Annotated in this window: 13 protein-coding genes; 4 read left to right on the forward strand and 9 right to left on the reverse strand. The window is 67.4% G+C overall.

Going from position 1 to position 16,217, the window contains the following annotated elements; genetic code table 11:
• Positions 1-510 precede the first annotated feature (510 nt).
• The gene (gene pyk / locus ASF18_RS10165; protein ID WP_056351261.1) at positions 511-1,947 is read left to right on the forward strand and encodes a pyruvate kinase; all 1,437 of its coding nucleotides are present in this window, start codon (positions 511-513) and stop codon (positions 1,945-1,947) included.
• Positions 1,948-1,986: 39 nt separating this feature from the next.
• Here the strand turns inward: pyk and ASF18_RS10170 are convergent, their stop codons facing one another.
• From ASF18_RS10170 to ykgO, 3 genes are all read right to left on the reverse strand, one after another.
• Entirely contained in the window at positions 1,987-2,967 is a 981-nt protein-coding gene (locus tag ASF18_RS10170; RefSeq protein WP_056351220.1) for an alpha/beta hydrolase, read from the reverse strand.
• A 6-nt stretch (positions 2,968-2,973) separates the two neighbouring features.
• Positions 2,974-3,579 (reverse strand): tetratricopeptide repeat protein, encoded by a 606-nt coding sequence (locus ASF18_RS10175; RefSeq protein ID WP_056351223.1) that lies wholly within the window; start codon positions 3,577-3,579, stop codon positions 2,974-2,976.
• Between the two features lie 77 nt (positions 3,580-3,656).
• The gene (gene ykgO, locus ASF18_RS10180) at positions 3,657-3,782 is read right to left on the reverse strand and encodes a type B 50S ribosomal protein L36 (RefSeq protein ID WP_056222898.1); all 126 of its coding nucleotides are present in this window, start codon (positions 3,780-3,782) and stop codon (positions 3,657-3,659) included.
• Positions 3,783-4,155: 373 nt separating this feature from the next.
• Between ykgO and ASF18_RS10185 the strand changes: the two genes are divergently transcribed.
• Positions 4,156-4,575 (forward strand): PilZ domain-containing protein, encoded by a 420-nt coding sequence (locus ASF18_RS10185; RefSeq protein WP_244472651.1) that lies wholly within the window; start codon positions 4,156-4,158, stop codon positions 4,573-4,575.
• Positions 4,576-4,690: 115 nt separating this feature from the next.
• Here ASF18_RS10185 and hpnH read toward each other — a convergent pair whose 3' ends face one another.
• The gene (gene hpnH / locus ASF18_RS10190) at positions 4,691-5,854 is read right to left on the reverse strand and encodes an adenosyl-hopene transferase HpnH (protein WP_055951783.1); all 1,164 of its coding nucleotides are present in this window, start codon (positions 5,852-5,854) and stop codon (positions 4,691-4,693) included.
• A 611-nt stretch (positions 5,855-6,465) separates the two neighbouring features.
• Here hpnH and ASF18_RS10195 point away from each other — a divergent pair.
• On the forward strand, positions 6,466-9,138 hold the full coding sequence (locus ASF18_RS10195) for an MMPL family transporter (RefSeq protein WP_056351227.1): 2,673 nt from the start codon (positions 6,466-6,468) through the stop codon (positions 9,136-9,138).
• Between the two features lie 97 nt (positions 9,139-9,235).
• On the opposite strand, the gene hpnK is transcribed toward ASF18_RS10195, so the two are convergent.
• The 5 genes from hpnK to ASF18_RS10220 form a co-directional block, all read right to left on the reverse strand.
• Positions 9,236-10,072 (reverse strand): hopanoid biosynthesis-associated protein HpnK, encoded by an 837-nt coding sequence (hpnK, locus tag ASF18_RS10200; protein WP_056351229.1) that lies wholly within the window; start codon positions 10,070-10,072, stop codon positions 9,236-9,238.
• 115 nt (positions 10,073-10,187) lie between these two features.
• On the reverse strand, positions 10,188-11,618 hold the full coding sequence (gene hpnJ / locus ASF18_RS10205) for a hopanoid biosynthesis associated radical SAM protein HpnJ (protein WP_055951775.1): 1,431 nt from the start codon (positions 11,616-11,618) through the stop codon (positions 10,188-10,190).
• 57 nt (positions 11,619-11,675) lie between these two features.
• A complete protein-coding gene (gene hpnI, locus ASF18_RS10210) occupies positions 11,676-12,854 on the reverse strand; it encodes a bacteriohopanetetrol glucosamine biosynthesis glycosyltransferase HpnI (protein WP_056351263.1) in 1,179 nt (392 codons plus the stop codon).
• A 106-nt stretch (positions 12,855-12,960) separates the two neighbouring features.
• Positions 12,961-13,566, reverse strand: coding sequence for an ABC transporter substrate-binding protein (locus ASF18_RS10215; RefSeq protein ID WP_348271394.1), 606 nt, complete (start codon positions 13,564-13,566; stop codon positions 12,961-12,963).
• The gene (locus tag ASF18_RS10220) at positions 13,563-14,651 is read right to left on the reverse strand and encodes a flippase-like domain-containing protein (protein WP_056222921.1); all 1,089 of its coding nucleotides are present in this window, start codon (positions 14,649-14,651) and stop codon (positions 13,563-13,565) included. The genes ASF18_RS10215 and ASF18_RS10220 overlap by 4 nt, the downstream gene beginning before the upstream one ends.
• Before the next feature lie 209 nt (positions 14,652-14,860).
• Here ASF18_RS10220 and ASF18_RS10225 point away from each other — a divergent pair, with 209 nt between their 5' ends.
• Complete coding sequence (locus ASF18_RS10225; RefSeq protein ID WP_056351233.1) at positions 14,861-16,042, forward strand: hypothetical protein; 1,182 nt, start codon at positions 14,861-14,863, stop codon at positions 16,040-16,042.
• Positions 16,043-16,217: the final 175 nt, after the last annotated feature.

Genomic DNA, 16,217 nt, shown 5'->3' on the forward strand with positions numbered 1-16,217 from the left:
CCGGGCGGCACCGCGCGACGCAAGGTGTTCCGGATGGAGGGCCGTTTCGGCGGCCCGGCGTCTGGGGCATCCCCAGACAACGGACGGCCCGCCCACTACGAGGCGGGTCCGGGGCCTTGGGCCATGATCAGCCGGCCGCCGGGGCCGTCGATCCCGCAAGGGATCGGGGCACCGGAGGGGGGCCGCCACAAGCCGAGTCGCCAGCGCCGTAGACAGACGCCGTGACGTGACGGGTTCGGGCCTCCGGGGCCGGGCCTAGGGACGCCGGGGAACCGGCTTTCGTTCTGTTCCCGTGGTTTCGCGGCGTCCCGCGTCTCCCGCCATGGATCCCCCGCGCCGGAACCGGCGGCGGGGCCGCGCGCACATGCAGGCAGCGCAGTGCGACGGCGTCCGTCGGGCGCCGGCACGGTCCGGCGTTCTTGACGCGCCGGCCCCATCGGTGCTTGTGGCCCTTCGCTCAACGCCGGTCGTCCGAAACCGGCGAGGCTGGTATTGGGGATGGAGACCACAGTGAAACGTTCACGCCGCACGAAGATCATCGCGACCCTGGGCCCGGCCTCCGACACGCCGGAGATGATCGAGAAGCTGTTTCGCGCCGGCGCGGACGTCTTCCGTCTGAACATGAGCCACCTGCCCCGCGAGAAGCTGCCCGAGAAGATCGAGGTCATCCGCACGATCGAGCGCGAGCTCAAGCATCCGATCGCGATCCTCGTCGACCTCCAGGGGCCGAAGCTGCGCGTGGCCGCCTTCGCCGAGGGCGCCGCCATCCTGCAGAACGGCGCCACCTTCGTGCTCGACAGCGACCCGACGCCCGGCGACGTCTCGCGGGTCTACCTGCCCCATCCGGAGATCCTCTCGGCCCTGGAGCCCGGCCACGTCGTCATCATCGATGACGGCAAGCTGCGGCTGACCGTGACCGAGGTGTCCGAGGGCCGTGCCGTGACCCGCGTCGAGATCGGCGGCCGCATCTCGAATCGCAAGGGCGTCTCCCTGCCCGACACGGTGATTCCCGTCGCCGCCATGACCGAGAAGGACCGGGGCGACCTCGAAGCCGGCCTCGCGGCAGGCGCCGACTGGATCGCCGTCTCCTTCGTGCAGCGTCCCGAGGACGTGGCCGAGGTGAAGAAGGTCGCGGCCGGCCGGGCGCTGGTGATGGCCAAGATCGAGAAGCCGCAGGCCCTGACCCGCCTGGAGGAGATCATCGAGATCTCCGACGGCCTGATGGTGGCCCGCGGCGATCTCGGCGTCGAGATGCCGCTCGAGCAGGTGCCCGGCGTGCAGAAGCGCATCACCCGCGCCTCGCGCCGCATGGGCAAGCCGGTCGTGGTCGCGACCCAGATGCTCGAATCGATGATCACCGCCCCGGTGCCGACCCGCGCCGAGGTCTCCGACGTCGCCACCGCCGTCTATGAGGGCGCGGATGCGGTGATGCTCTCGGCCGAGAGCGCCTCCGGCGCCTTCCCGATCGAGGCCATCTCGATGATGAGCCGGATCGCCGAGCAGGTGGAGCGGGATGCCCTCTACTGGACCATCCTCACGGCCCAGCGCTCCGAGCCCGACGCCACCGCCTCCGACGCCATCGCGGCGGCGGCGCACCAGATGGTCGACGCCCTGAACCTCACGGCCATCATGGCCTGGACGCATTCCGGCTCCACCGCCCTGCGCCTCGCCCGCTCCCGGCCCAACGCGACCATCATCGCGCTGACGCCCAAGCGTGAGACGGCGCGCCGCCTCGCCCTGTGCTGGGGCACGCACCCCATCGTCACCAAGGATGCGAGCGACGTGGACGACATGGCGTTCCGGGCGGCGAAGTTCGCCGTGCGCGAAAACTTCGCCGAGATCGGCGGCCGGATCATCGTGGTGGCCGGCGTGCCGTTCGGGACGCCCGGCGCGACGAACCTCGTGCGCATCGCCTTCGTCACCCGCGAGCACGCGGCGAAGGCCTGACCCGGCCGGGGGCGCGCCGGGCTCCGGGCCCGATGCGCCTTAGGGAGCGGGCGCCGATTCGGCGAGGCGCACGACCTCGTCGACCACGGCCTGCGTGGCGACGACGTGGACCATGTGGCCGATGCCGGGCAGGACCACGAGCCGGGCGACCGGGATCAGGTGCGCCAGCGGCCTGGCGTGCCGGTCCGCCGGGACGATGCCGTCGCGGTCGCCCGTGATGATGACGGTCGGCGCGGTGATCCGGTCGTAGGCGGCGCTCTGGCGCGTCAGGGCCTCCGGCAGCGCCATCAGGTCCTGGACGTTGGCGAGCATCGTGGCCGGACGCAGGACCAGCGCGGCCCGGCTCGCTTCCAGGTAGCCGGCTGGCGCCTCCTGGGGCCGGAACACCGACCGGCCCGCCGGCGCCAGGTAGTAGAGCCCGATCGGCGTCGCCACCGTCCGGCTGAGGAGCCAGGTCACCGGCGGGACCAGGGCCAGCCGGTAATACCAGGGGATCGGTCCGAGCGCGGGCAGCGGCATCACCGCCGGCGCGAGGAGGACGAGGCCCGCGACCCGATCGGGATGATCCAGGGCGAGCGCGGTCGCCAGGGCACCGGCCCAGGAATGGCCGACGATGAGGGAGGGCCCGACACCGAGGTTCGCCAGGGCCTCGGCGATCGCCGCGGCCTGGGCCTTCGGCGTCGCCATGGCGCCGCCGGTCAGGCGGTCGCTCCAGCCGAAGCCCGGCCGGTCGAGGGCGACGACGCGGAATCCCTCCGCGGCGAGGCGGCGGCCGAGATCCGCCATCGGGTCGGCCGCGTTGGCCGAGGCCCCGTGCAGCAGGACGACCGTACCCCGGGCGGACGGGTTCGGACCGGCCTGGATCGTGCCAATGCGCCCGCCGGTCACCGAGGCGAACGGTCCGGCCGGCGGATAGCGCGCGTCGATCCGCGCCGCGATCAGCAGGGTGACGCCCGCGGCGACGAGCGCGAGGACGACGCCGCCAGCCAGGAGGCCGGCGATCAGCTTGAGCAGGAGCATGATCGGCTACAGGTCGCGGCCGTCGACGTCCGGCGACAGCCGGTCGATGGCCTGTTGCAGCCGGTCCATCCGGGGATACAGCGCCGCCGCCCGGCGGAAGGCCTCCAGGGCGCGGCGCTTGTCGTCGAGGGTCTGGTAGATCCGCCCCAGGGCCGCCCAGGCTTCGTAGTGACGCGGCTCCAGCACGAGGGTGCGCTGCAGGTCCGCGATCGCCGCGGAGGGGTCCGACAGCATCCAGAACACCGTCGCGCGCCGGTTCCAGCCCTCCGACCATCCGGGCTCCAGGGTCGTCGCCCGGTCCATCAGCTCGATCGCCAGGGGGAGATCCTGACTGGACATCGCCTGCCGCGCCCGCTCGGTGAGTAGGTCGGCCGTGGCGCTGCCGGATCGGCCCAGGCGCTGCTCGATCAGCCGCGCGATGCCCTTCGCCTCGGCCTCGTCGCCCGCCGCCTTCAGGCGTGCGTAGAGGTCGTCGAGGGTCAGCGGCTGCGCCTTCTTCGGCGGCGGCGCCTCCGGCGTCGGCCGGGCTCCGGCGGGGGCAGCGAGGAAAACGCAGAAAGCCGCGACGAGCGCGGCTTTCAGGCAGGATCGATGCGGAGAGGGTCGCGACATGGTCGGAGCTTCCTCGCCCCGGATCGCGACGTCAACGTGCGCGCTTGCCGCGTCTGGCGGCCAAGCACCCCGTGGCCTCAGCCCTGGCGGGCCTTGAAGCGCTTCTGGGTCTTGTTGATGACGTAGACGCGGCCCTTACGACGCACGATCTGGTTGTCGCGGTGACGGCCACGGAGGGACTTGAGGGAGTTGCGAATCTTCATCGGTCTCACGTCGGTCGGGAACGAGCCCGCCGCCTGTCCATAGGGTCTCGGGAACGAGGCACCTGACGGCGGCCTCGGCGATGTGTCGATGCATCGCGGAAAGGCGGTTGCCTTATCAGGATTCGCGCCGGCAAGGCAAGGCGTCCCGCCCTATTCGGATCGAAGCTTTGCGGGAATGGGCCGTTCAGGCCGAGTGGAGGCTTGATCATGGTCGGGTTGCGCTCCGCGCACCGTCGCCGCCCTCCCCCGCCGTGACCGCCTTCGACGCGCCGCCGACTCATCGCCAAGCGGAGCGTGCGGAGGCGATATCCGTCTGTAAAGACTTCCGCTGCTAGCATGCGCCGACGCGCACGGTGCGCAAAGACGGAACCCCGTGACGACCCGCATGGAGCAACCCGAATCAGCGGCGCCGATCCCGCGGCGCGAGGAGCGAAGCCCGACGAATTGGATCGCGACGATCCGGTTTCGGGACGGCACCGAGATTCCGTGCAGCGTGAAGGACGTCTCGAAATCGGGCGCGCGAATCTGCGTCGGTGCGAGCCAGGCGCTCCCGCCCGTCTTCATGCTCCGGATCATCGGGCGCGACTTCCTCTGCCTCGTCCGGATCGCCTGGCGGCGCGGCGACTATGTCGGCGTGCGCATCGAGCGCGTGGGCAAGCTGCCGCAACCCACATCCGTCACGACAGCGGCCGTGCCTGTGCCGGCGGCACAGACAGACATCCCCACCCCGGAGGAGATCGCCAGCGGCGGAATCGGCGTCCCGTCCCGGAAGCGCGGCATCTCGGCCTTTTAAGGCACTTGACGCGAGATTCCCCGCGCAGCCAGCACCCGGGCAACAACGAAAAACCCCGCCCTGCCGAAGCAGAGCGGGGCTTTCGCTGTCCGCGGATGACCGCGCCGAACCTGGGTCAGGCGGCGCTGCGGTTGCGGGCTTCGCGCTTGGTGTCGACACCCGAGGCTTTGATCTCGGACAGCTTCTGGGCGACGTTGCGCGAGAACACGAACTCGGCCGGACGCTGGTTCTCCAGGCTGACCTCGGGGGCCATCTCGCCCTCGGTCTTGATGCCGCGGAGGGCGTGCACCAGGGGCTTCCAGGGCTTCTTCACGGAGTCGACGACCGAAGAGGCCTCATAGCCCGAATGGACCATGCAGTCGGCGCACTTCTCGTAGTTGCCAGTGCCGTAGGAGTCCCAGTCGGTCTCCTCCATCAGCTCCTTGAAGGTCGCCGCGTAGCCCTCGCCGAGGAGGTAGCAGGGCTTCTGCCAGCCGAACACGGTGCGGGTCGGGTTGCCCCAGGGCGTGCAGTGGTAGGTCTGGTTGCCGGCCAGGAAGTCCAGGAACAGGCCCGACTGCTGGAAGGTCCACTTCTCGCGACCCTTCTCCTTGCCGTGCCGGAACACGCCGCGGAAGAGCTCCTTCGTCGCCTTGCGGTTCAGGAAGTGCTTCTGATCGGGCGCCCGCTCGTAAGCATAGCCCGGCGAGACGGTGATGCCGTCGATGCCCATTTTCGTCACGCTGTCGAAGAAATCGGCGATCTTGTCGGCGGACGAGTTGTTGAAGAAGGTGCAGTTGATGGTGACGCGGAAGCCCATCTCCTTGGCCTTCGCGATCGCAGCCACCGCCTTGTCGTAGACGCCGCGCTGACACACCGACTGGTCGTGCATCTCCTTGTCGCCATCGAGATGGATCGACCAAGTAAAGTACGGGCTGGGCTTGTACTCCTTGATCTTCTTCTCGAGCAGAAGCGCGTTCGTGCAGACGATGGCGAACTTCTTCTGCGCGATGATGCCCTCGACGATCTGGGGCAGATCCTTGTGCAGCAGCGGCTCGCCGCCGGCGATCACCACCACGGGTGCACCGCACTCGCGCACGGATTCCAGCGCGTCGGCGACCGGCAGCCGCTTGTTCAGGATTTCGTCGGGGTAATCGATCTTCCCGCAGCCGGCGCAGGCAAGATTGCAGCGGAACAGCGGCTCCATCATCATCACGAGCGGGTAGCGCTTGCGACCGGTGAGGTGCTGCTTCAGGATGTAGCCGCCAATCTTCGCGACGTACCGGATAGGGATGCCCAAGACGCGGCTCCTTGTTGTTGGCCCCGATGTATCGGGCTGCTTAGCGTGAAAAAAGGCCAAATTCCAGCGAGCTAGACTGGAACCAATCCGAAAGGCTCCAAATGGATGCCGTTCGCGCAAGTTCTCCGGGTGCTGCAACAATCCGGCCACAGACGGTGACCCGGATCCTTCGGTCAGCCGGAACGCTCCGGCGGCATATAGCTCCGCCGGAAGCGCTTATTCCTAGTCCTTGGCTGCATGCCTGGGCCGCAGCTTGGCTGTTCGTCACCGCTTCTCCGATCCAACAAAGCTTGGGTCGTGGAGAAGTGCGGTGCGAAAGCGCACGCCTGGACGAACCGGAGACTGATCGATCCGTTCGCGTTGCATTACAGACATTTGCTCGCTAGGTGAGCGCCACGGTGAAGCAAATTCGTGTGAGCAATGCGATTCGTTCGATGATCCGAGGACCGTCGCTCTCCGGCCGATCGCGCGCCGGATTCGGGTTTTGCACCAACAGGTGATAACCGGCGTCACAAGACAGATCGATTCCCGTCCCGTGGCCGTACTGGCCTCGGCGCCCGCATGTGGCGCGGCCGGGCGGCAATCGGATCGCTCAGGCAGGTAGGATACTCGTGATCGAACGGCTCGTCGCGTTTTCCGTCCAGCGTCGCTGGTTGGTCATAGCTCTCGTCGCACTCGTCACCGTGGCAAGTGCCGGTGTGGCGGCTCACCTCTTCAAGATCAATACCGACGTCGAGCGGTTGATCGACAAGGATGTGCCTTGGCGACAGGACGAGATCAACTACGAGAAGGCCTTTCCGCAACGCACGGGCACCCTCGTCGCGGTCATCGACGGCAAGACGCCCGAGGAGGCGGAGGAAGCGGCGGCCGAGTTCTCGGCGGCCCTCGTCAGCCACAAGGACATGATCGAGTCGGTCTACCGTCCGGACGGCGGTGCCTTTTACGAGAAGAACGGCTTCCTCCTGATGTCGCAGGAGGAGCTGACCAAGACCACCGAGCAGCTCGTGCAGCAGCAGGGTCTGCTGGGTCCGCTGGCCGCCGATCCGTCCCTGCGCGGTATCATGCGGGTGCTGGGTCTCGGCGCACGCGGTATCAAGAGCGGCGATGCCAAGCTCGAGGATCTCGAGCGGCCGATGACGCAGATCGATGCGACCGTGCGCAAGGTGCTGGCCGGCGAGCCGGCGCGGATGTCCTGGCAGATGCTCCTGTCGAACGGGCAGACGCAGAGCACCGATCTGCGCAAGTTCGTGATGATCCAGCCGGTGCTGGACTACAACGCTCTGCAGCCCGGCGCGAACGCCACCGAGGTGGTGCGCAAGGTCGCTTCCGATCTCAAGATCAACACCCTGGGTGGTCCTGAATTCGCCGGTGCGCCGCGCATGCGGCTGACCGGGCCCGTGGCGGTGGCGGATGACGAATTCGCCACCCTCTCCGAAGATGCGCTCCTGAACTATAGCGTCACGGTCGGGGCGATCGTCCTGTTCCTCTGGCTCGCCCTGCGCTCCGCGCCACTGATCGGCGCCGTGCTGATCACCACCTTTGCGGGCCTCATCGTCACCGCCGGCCTCGGCCTGCTGATGGTGGGCGAATTGAACCCGATCTCGGTGGCGTTCGCGGCGCTCTTCGTCGGCCTCGGCATCGATTTCGGCATCCAGTTCGCGGTCCGCTACCGTGCCGACCGCTTCGAGCAGCCCGACCTCCTCTCGGCCATGCGGGCCGCGGCGCACGGAGTCGGCTGGTCGCTGACCCTGGCGGCGATCTCCCTGATCGCCGGCTTCTTCGCGTTCCTGCCCACCGCGTTCCGCGGTGTCTCCGAGCTCGGCCTCATCGCCGGTGTCGGCATGATCGTGGCCTATCTGTTCGCCCTCACGCTGCTGCCCGCGCTCATCGCGGTGTTCAAGCCGAAGGGCGAGCGCGAGGCCGTCGAGACCACCTGGCTCGCCGGCGTCGACCCGTGGATCATCCGCAACCGCAAGCCGATCCTGATCGGCGTCGGCGTGATCACGCTGGCGGGCACTCCGCTTCTCTTCAAGCTGCCTTTCGACTCCAACCCGATGCACCTGCGCAGCCCGAAGGTGGAGTCGATCTCGACCTATCTCGACCTGATCAAGGATCCGGCGACCAGCCCGAACATCATCGACGTGATGGCGCCCTCCGTTGAGGCTGTCCCGGCCCTGGCCGACAAGCTCACGAAGCTGAAGTCGGTGGCCAAGGTGATCGACATCAACACCTTCGTGCCGCCGGATCAGGACCAGAAGCTCGCGACCATCGCCGAGACGGCGCAGCTCCTTGGTCCCGTGCTGAATCCGGGCCGCAAGCCGCCGCCGCCCACGGATGCGGACAACGTCAAGGCGATCAAGGAGGCGGTCACGGCCCTGCGGGGCATCGCGTCAGGTTCCGATGCACCAGGCGCGAAGGCGGCGGGCGACCTCGCCACCGACCTCGACAAGCTCGCCGCCGCACCGGTCGGCACCCGCGAGGCCGCCAGCGTCGCGCTCACCACCGACCTGAAGACGCTGCTGACCCGCCTCTCCGGACTCCTGAACCCCGAGAAAGTTACGCTGGACAACCTGCCGCCGAAGCTCAAGGCCGAGTGGGTCGCCGCCGACGGACGCTCGCGGATCGAGGTCCATCCGAGCGGTGACGCCAACGACAACCGCGTCCTGCGGAACTTCGCCAAGGAGGTCCAGAGCGTCGCGCCGCACGCGACCGGGGCTCCCGTCGCGACGACCTCGTCGAGCTACACCATCCTCGGCGCGTTCCTGCAGGCCGCGATCACCGCCCTGGTTCTGATCTTCATCATCCTGTCGGTGGCGCTCCGGAAGCCGTGGGACGTGGCGATGACCCTCGGGCCCCTGGTGCTGGCGACCCTGTGGACGCTGATGGCGCTGCACATCGTCGGAATGCCGCTGAACTTCGCCAACATCATTGCGATGCCGTTGATGCTCGCCGTCGGCGTGGCCTTCCACATCTACTACGTCATCGCCTGGCGGGCCGGCGTCACCGACATGCTGGCCTCCAGCCTGACGCGGGCGATCTTCTTCTCGGCCCTGACCACCGGCACCGCCTTCGGCTCGCTGGTGCTTTCCAGCCATCCGGGCACGGCCAGCATGGGCAAGCTCCTTGCCCTGTCGCTGTTCTTCACCCTGGTAGCCGCGTTCTTCGTGGTTCCGGCCTTCCTTGGCCCACCGCCCAAGCACCCCGATCCGAAGCGCCCCGAAGGCGACGCAGCCCTGCCGCCGACCGTACGGGCTCAGACGGCGGAAGCCGTACCCGCGAAGTAGGCCGCTACTCTCAAAGCAAAACGAAAAACGGGCGCGGATCGAATCCGCGCCCGTTTTCCGATCCGGAAGCGCGATCGGCGACGGGCCGTTCGAACCCTCAGGTCAGAAAGTCCGAGAACCCGCCACGCGGGATCCCGGCGACGGCCGCCGAACTTTCCGGAGCGATGAGCGCGTCGCGCTCGGCCGCGTAGGCATAACCCGGAGCCTCGCCCGGGAACCCGCCCCCGGTCGCCGGGTGGGTATAAAGTTCGGTAAGACCGTCCGGCAGATGTGTCAGAAGGCCCGCCACGCGGGCCGGCGTCATTGCTCCCGACCAAGCGAGACCAAGCGTCCGATCGGGGATCAGGAGGCCGGCCTGGCGTGCGCGGACCGCGAGGAGCGCGGCCCAGGGTGCCGTGTCCAGGGCCGCCTTCGCCTGCGTCCCCGGCTCGGCCGCCCGCAGGACCGACCGGGTCTCCCGCGGGACGCGGATCGCCCGCATGCCGTGCCGAGCGCCGGCCGCCAGGACGAGCCCGGCGATCAGCGGGTGCACGTGGAAGTGCTTGTGGGCGTTCACGTGGTCGAGGGACAGGCCCGTCGCCGCATAGGCGCGGAACTGCGCCTCGATCTCGGCAGCGAGCTGTCGGCGCGCCGATGCCTTCAGCGCGAGATCCAGACCCAGCCGGCCCATATCGCTGCGAATCTGCCCGTCCGGCCCGACGAGATCCGGCAGTTCGGCCGGCGGCAAGGTCGGCCAAGCCTCCACCATCACGAGATGCAGACCGACCCGCAGGGACGGCAGGCGCTTGGCCCGTTCCACTGCATCAGCGGCGGCCGGCGCCGAGACCATCAGACTCGCGGCAGTGAGGATACCGTTACGGTGGGCCTGCTCCACCGCCTCATTGACCTGAAGGCTGAGGCCGAAGTCATCGGCCGTGACAACCAATCGCTTCATACAGCGGCTCCGGTTGGCGGACGAGATCCCCGTCCGCGGCTGGGGACCTGAACCCCGAAACGCGAAACGGCCGGGCTTTCCAGCCCGGCCGTCTCACATCGAACTGGCGTCGCGCTCAGGCGGCGGCGCTGGTCTGACGCTCCTTGAGGAAGCGGTAGAACTCCACGCCCTCGCGCAGGCGACGCTTCATCATGTCGGGGGACCGAACCATCTCGGAGACGATCGAGGCGATCTTCGGCGCACGGAAGTAGAACTTCTTGTAGAATTCCTCGACGGCCGCGAAGATTTCCGTATGCGACAGGTGCGGATAGTGAAGCGGCGCGATCTGAACGCCGTTCTCATCCACCAGTTCAGCATTCTCGACGTCGAGCCAGCCGTTCTCGACGGCCTGCTTGTAGAGGAACGTACCGGGATAGGGCGCGGCCAGCGAGACCTGGATCGTGTGCGGGTTGATGCGCTTGGCGAAGGCAATCGTCTCCTGGATCGTCTCCTTCGTCTCGCCCGGGAGGCCGACGATGAAGGTGCCGTGGATGGCGATACCGAGTTCGTGGCAGTCCTTCGTGAACTTCTCGGCCACCTCGACGCGCATGCCCTTCTTGATGTTGTTCAGGATTTTCTGGTTGCCGGACTCGTAGCCGACCAGCAGCAGGCGCAGGCCGTTATCCTTCAGGACCTTCAGGGTCTCGCGGGGCACGTTCGCCTTGGCGTTGCACGACCAGGTCACGCCGAGCTTGCCGAGCTCGCGAGCGATCTCCTCGGCGCGGGGCAGGTTGTCCGTGAAGGTGTCGTCGTCGAAAAAGAACTCCTTCGTCTGCGGGAATTCCTTCAGGCAGTACTTGATCTCTTCGATCACGTGCGCGACCGAGCGGGTCCGATAGGTGTGGCCGCCGACCGTCTGCGGCCAGAGGCAGAAGGTGCAGCGCGACTTGCAGCCACGGCCCGAATAGAACGAAATGTAGGGGTGCTTCAGGTAACCGATGAAGTACTTCTCCATCTCGAGGTCGCGCTTGTAGACCGACGTCACGAACGGCAGCTGATCCATGTCCGTCATGATCTCGCGGTCCTCGTTATGGACCACGACGCCATTGGCATCACGATAGGACAAGCCCTTGATCTCGGACATCGGGGTGCCGTCGGCGACTTCCTTGACGGTGAAGTCGAACTCGTTGCGGGCACAGAAATCGATGCAGGGGGCCTGCGCCATGGAGCCGGCGGCGTCCACCGCCACCTTCGCGCCGATCAGGCCGGCGATGAGCTTCGGGTTGGCGGCCTTCAGCGCCTCGACGGTCTTCACATCCGACTTGAACGACGGAACCGAGGTGTGAAGCACCACGAGATCGAAATCGTGCGCCTGCGCGACGATTTCGTCGAGTTTGATGTTGTGCGGCGGGGCGTCGATCAGCTTCGAGTTCGGCACCAGAGCGGCCGGCTGAGCGAGCCAGGTCGGATACCAGAACGACTTGATCTCGCGCTTGGCCTGGTAGCGGGAGCCGGCGCCGCCATCGAAGCCGTCGAAGGTGGGGGCCTGCAGGAAGAGGGTGCGCATGGGGTTCAAGGCCTCAGCGAGATCAGGGGAAAGATGAAACGAGGGTCGAGGCGAAGGTCAGAGCGACGATGCACCAGCATCGCGGCCGAGCGTCGTCTCCGGGATCAAGGTACCGTCTGCAACCACGCGATAATCGTGGCCCTTCCATGTCACCGCACCTGAGACGAAGCTCCAGGTGAAGTTCATGAAGGAGAGGATGTCACGTATCGGCAACAGCCAGTAGGGGTGCGCGGCGAGGCCGAAGGCACGTTCCAGCCGGACGCAGAGGACGATGCGGCAGGCGAGCGCGAAGGCGGCGACCGCGAGGGCAGTGGTGCCAGCCCCGGGAATCAGCGCGCCGATCAGGGCCAGCGGAAAGGCGTGCGTGACGAACGAACCGGCGTATCCGGCCGGATCGACGTTTCGGATGGTGCGGTTCCAACGCAGTTCGTGGCTCCACAGGCTCGCCAGGTCGGTATCGACGCAGGTGTGCCCGATGCTGAAGCTCGGGATCGCCACGAGGCCGCCCTGCGCGCGCAGGGCCTCGCCGATGGCATAATCGTCCGCGAGATCGTCCCGAAACGCCTCGAAGCCGCCGATCGCCGCCAGCGCCTTCGTGCTGAAGGCGATGGTCGAGCCGAAGCACGGGTTGGCAAGGCCGAGGGACGTCCCCATCACCACGTTGGGCAGGAACTGGACATCGATGGCGAGCGCAGAGAGGTGGGCCCAGATGCCCCGATGCGCCGGTACACCGTGATAGAGGCAGGTGACGCCGTTGACGCCCGGCTGGCCCAGCGCAGCGACGATGCGGGCGAGGTAATCCGGCTTCACAACCATGTCGCTGTCGGCGAGGACGACGACGTCATGGGCGATGCGGGCCGACATGTTGATCAGATTCGAGACCTTGCGGTTCGAACCGTGTTGGCGGGCGTCGATCACAAGATCCAGGCGAGCCGCCGGATAGGTGGCCTGCAACCGGCGGACCACCGGGATCGCCGGATCGGCGGCGTTCTGGACACCGAACACGATCTGGACCGGCGCCGGATAGGCCTGTTGGCAGAACGTCTCGAGATTCTCGTAGAGGTTCGGCTCGATCCCGCAGAGGGGCTTGAGGATCGTGACCGTCGGGACCGTGGATCCGAGCTTCGGCTCGGGCTTCCGCGCGAACCGCGTGGCCAGGGCAGCCGCCGTCAGGCCGTAGAAGCAGCCGACCAGGGCGATCAGCGGCAGAAAGTGCGAGAGCCAGGTCAGGTCCATGAAGGGCATCGCTCGGTCACGGGTCTCGTGAGAGTGCCGCGGTAGCGAGCGGCGCGAATCGTCGAAGGCGGGGAGAGGAACAAAGTCCGGCGTGTTTCACCCGACTCTAAGGCGCTGGTTTGACGGCGAGCATTCCCGTGGTGCGATCGCGCATGAATGTGAGGAGGCCGTCCGCACCGCCGGTCTTCAGCGGCTCGGCGAAACTGCCGCGCAGGCTCGCCACTTCGCTGACGTTCCCGTTGAGATAAACGTCCTGCACCCGGTTGCCGGAACCGACCAGGAAATCGACCTGGGAGGTGTCGCCGTCCTTGTTGGCGACTTCGGTCTGGACGACGCGGTTGGCACCCCGCGCTTCGCTCTGCGGTTTCACCGTGAACTTGCCGCCGGCCGCCTGCGCGAGTCGTGTGGCATAGGTCGCGGTGAAGTATCGGCCGAAGGCCTCGGTCAGCGCGCCCTGCTGCTCCGGCGTGAAGGTCTTCCACTTCGGACCGGCGGCCAGGCGGATCATGGCCGGGAAATCGAAGGTCTCGCTCAGGGTGGGACCAATGCTGGCCGCACGCGCCCCGACATCCTTCGGAGCCTCCTTCAGGGCCGCTTCGAAGGTCGTATAGATCTTGCTGATCGACTCCACCGCGGCATCGTCCGCCGCGCGCGCGGTCGGGCTCAGGTGCAGCAGGCCGAAGAGGAGGGCTGCGAGAACGACGCGATTCAGGCGCACTTCTTGAGATCTCCCAGATCGGCCTCGGCGCGAGCGCGGCTGCCGAAGTCATTGGCGAGCACCGGGACGAGAAGGTCGTGCCGCAGGGCGGGTTCGGCCCGCGCCTCCGCCGCCACCGGCTCGACGGCCTGGGTGCCCTCCAGCGCATGCCAGGCGAAGAGGCCGGGAACACCCACCAGAAGGTCGGCGAGACGCTTGACCAGGGACAGCGCTAGGGCCGCCTCAGCGGGGATGCCGAAGATGGCGCAGAGCGCGATGAGGCCGCCCTCCTGGGCGCCGAGGGCGCCCGGGACCGCGAAGGCCGCGCCGCGAACCGCCTGGGCGAGGCTCTCGATCACCACCGCCTCGACGATGCTGACCGGATAGCCCATGAAATGCAGGGCGACATAGACCTCGACCGTGCCGATGAACCAGCCGATCAGATGGATGCCAAGGCCACCGGCGACGCGGCCGCGGTTGCCGTAGAGACGCTTCAGGCTGTCGTAGAGTACGTCGATGGCGCCGAGGGCCCGCCATTCGCGCGAGCCGGCGAAGCGGCTGACCAGGGCCTGGATGACCTGATGGCCGCTCCGGCGCTGGATCAGGTAGAAAGCTCCGAGGGCGGGCGCCGCAAGGGCGAGACCGCCCGCCACCGTCCGGACGATCGGACCATCGCCGGCGATCCAGACCAGGAGCAGGACGCCCGCGACGGTGAACAGGAACTGGGTGACCGCCTGGGTCATCAGGTCGACGAACATGCTGGCGCCCGCGATTCCGCCGGGCACACCGCGCTTGGTCAGGAGCCGGGCACCGACGAAATCGCCGCCGACCTGGGCCACGGGGAGGAGCGTGTTGATGCCCTCACGCACGAAGCGCAGGGTCATGCAGTCCCAGAGCGTCGGGCGCGCCGCTGCCGGAAAGATCACGAACCAGCCGAGGCCGGCCCAGGCCACCGCGACGGCGCGTGCGACGACCACGATCAGGGCACCCCAACCGGCGCTGACCACAGCAGCCGCGACGTCTTCCAGTCCCGAGGACAGGAACAGGCCGACGACCGTGCAGAGACCGGCGATCAGGGCCAATGTCGTGAGACGTTTCATGGGCCCCTTTCGGCCAGCAGCACAGCGAATCGCAGCTTAGATCCGCCGTGTTTCCGACCGGAAAAAACCGTCGGAAACGGTGAACGTCTCCGGAAGTTGCAGCTTTGGGAACCGTTGTCTATCACCCCGGAGACACAGTCAGAACCAAAGCGGCACAGGGCGGAAGGCCCGAGAATCAGCCGTCGGGGCGGACAGGGGAACGGAATTCGATGGACCGCGAATCACACATCACGACCGGTGAGGTCGTGCACGACGACGCGCAGGTGGAGCGCTACGCCGGAAGCGCCTACGGGGCGACCCGCGATCCCGCGCCGAGCTCTCCGGTCATGGCCTGGAACGAGTGGGACCCGCTGGAGGAGGTCATCGTCGGAAGTCTCGACGGTGCGACCATTCCGACACACCACCTGACGGTCATCTTCAACCTTCCGCGAGCGGCCCAGCCGTTCTATCGCTTCGCGTCCGGGTTCCGGTACCCGAAGTTCATGAAGACGCTCGCGCAGAAGGAGCTCGACAACTTCATCTCGATCCTGGCCGGCGAGGGCGTGAAGATCCGCCGTCCCGACTCGCTCGACTTCTCGCGGAAGTACAAGGCGCCGCGCTGGTCCTCCCGCGGCTTCTGCGTCGCCTGCCCGCGCGATCCGTACCTCGTGATCGGCGACGAGATCATCGAGAGCCCGATGTGCTGGCGCTCGCGCTACTTCGAGGGTGATGCCTACCGCTCGCTGTTCAAGGAGTACTTCCGGAACGGCGCGCGCTGGACCTCGGCGCCCCGGCCGCAGCTCACGGACGAACTCTACAACTACGACTACCGGGTGCCGAACCTGAAGGCCGGCGAACCGATGCAGTTCACCGTCAATGAGTTCGAGCCGGTCTTCGACGCCGCCGATTTCGTGCGCTGCGGCCGCGACATCTTCGTGACGCGCTCCAACGTGACCAACCTGATGGGCATCGAGTGGCTGCGCCGCCACCTCGGCTCCGGCTTCCGGGTCCATGAGATCGAGAGCCGCTGCCCGCAGCCGATGCACATCGACTCGTCGTTCATGCCGCTGGCGCCCGGCAAGGTGCTGGTCAACCCGGACTACATCGACGTCGAGAAGCTGCCCGCCGTCCTGAAGAAGTGGGACGTGCTGATCGCGCCCCGGCCCGACCCCGTCGAGGGCTTCATGAGCAAGATCTCGATGTGCTCGCCCTGGACGTCGATCAACGTCCTGGCGCTCGACGAGAAGAAGATCGTCGTCGACGCGAGCCAGCCGACACTGATCAAGGCGCTCAAGGATTGGGGGTTCGATCCGATCCCGGCGCCGTTCTTGTCCTACGGCCCGTTCGGTGGTTCGTTCCACTGCGCCACGCTGGACGTCCGCCGCCGCGGCACGCTGAAGTCCTACTTCTAGGATCGGGTACGTCGGCGAACGAAGGGAGGGGGCGCAGCGAGCGTCCCCTTTTTCGTGTCAGCGCGAGACGCTGTAGACCGATGCCGCCGCCGAGACCGGTGCGGTGACGGTTGAGAAGACGGAGAGGACCTTCTGGACCTCGGTGAAGGGGGCGTTGGAGACGTAGACGAGGTCG

Source organism: Methylobacterium sp. Leaf89 (genome assembly GCF_001422215.1).
Lineage (GTDB): Bacteria > Pseudomonadota > Alphaproteobacteria > Rhizobiales > Beijerinckiaceae > Methylobacterium.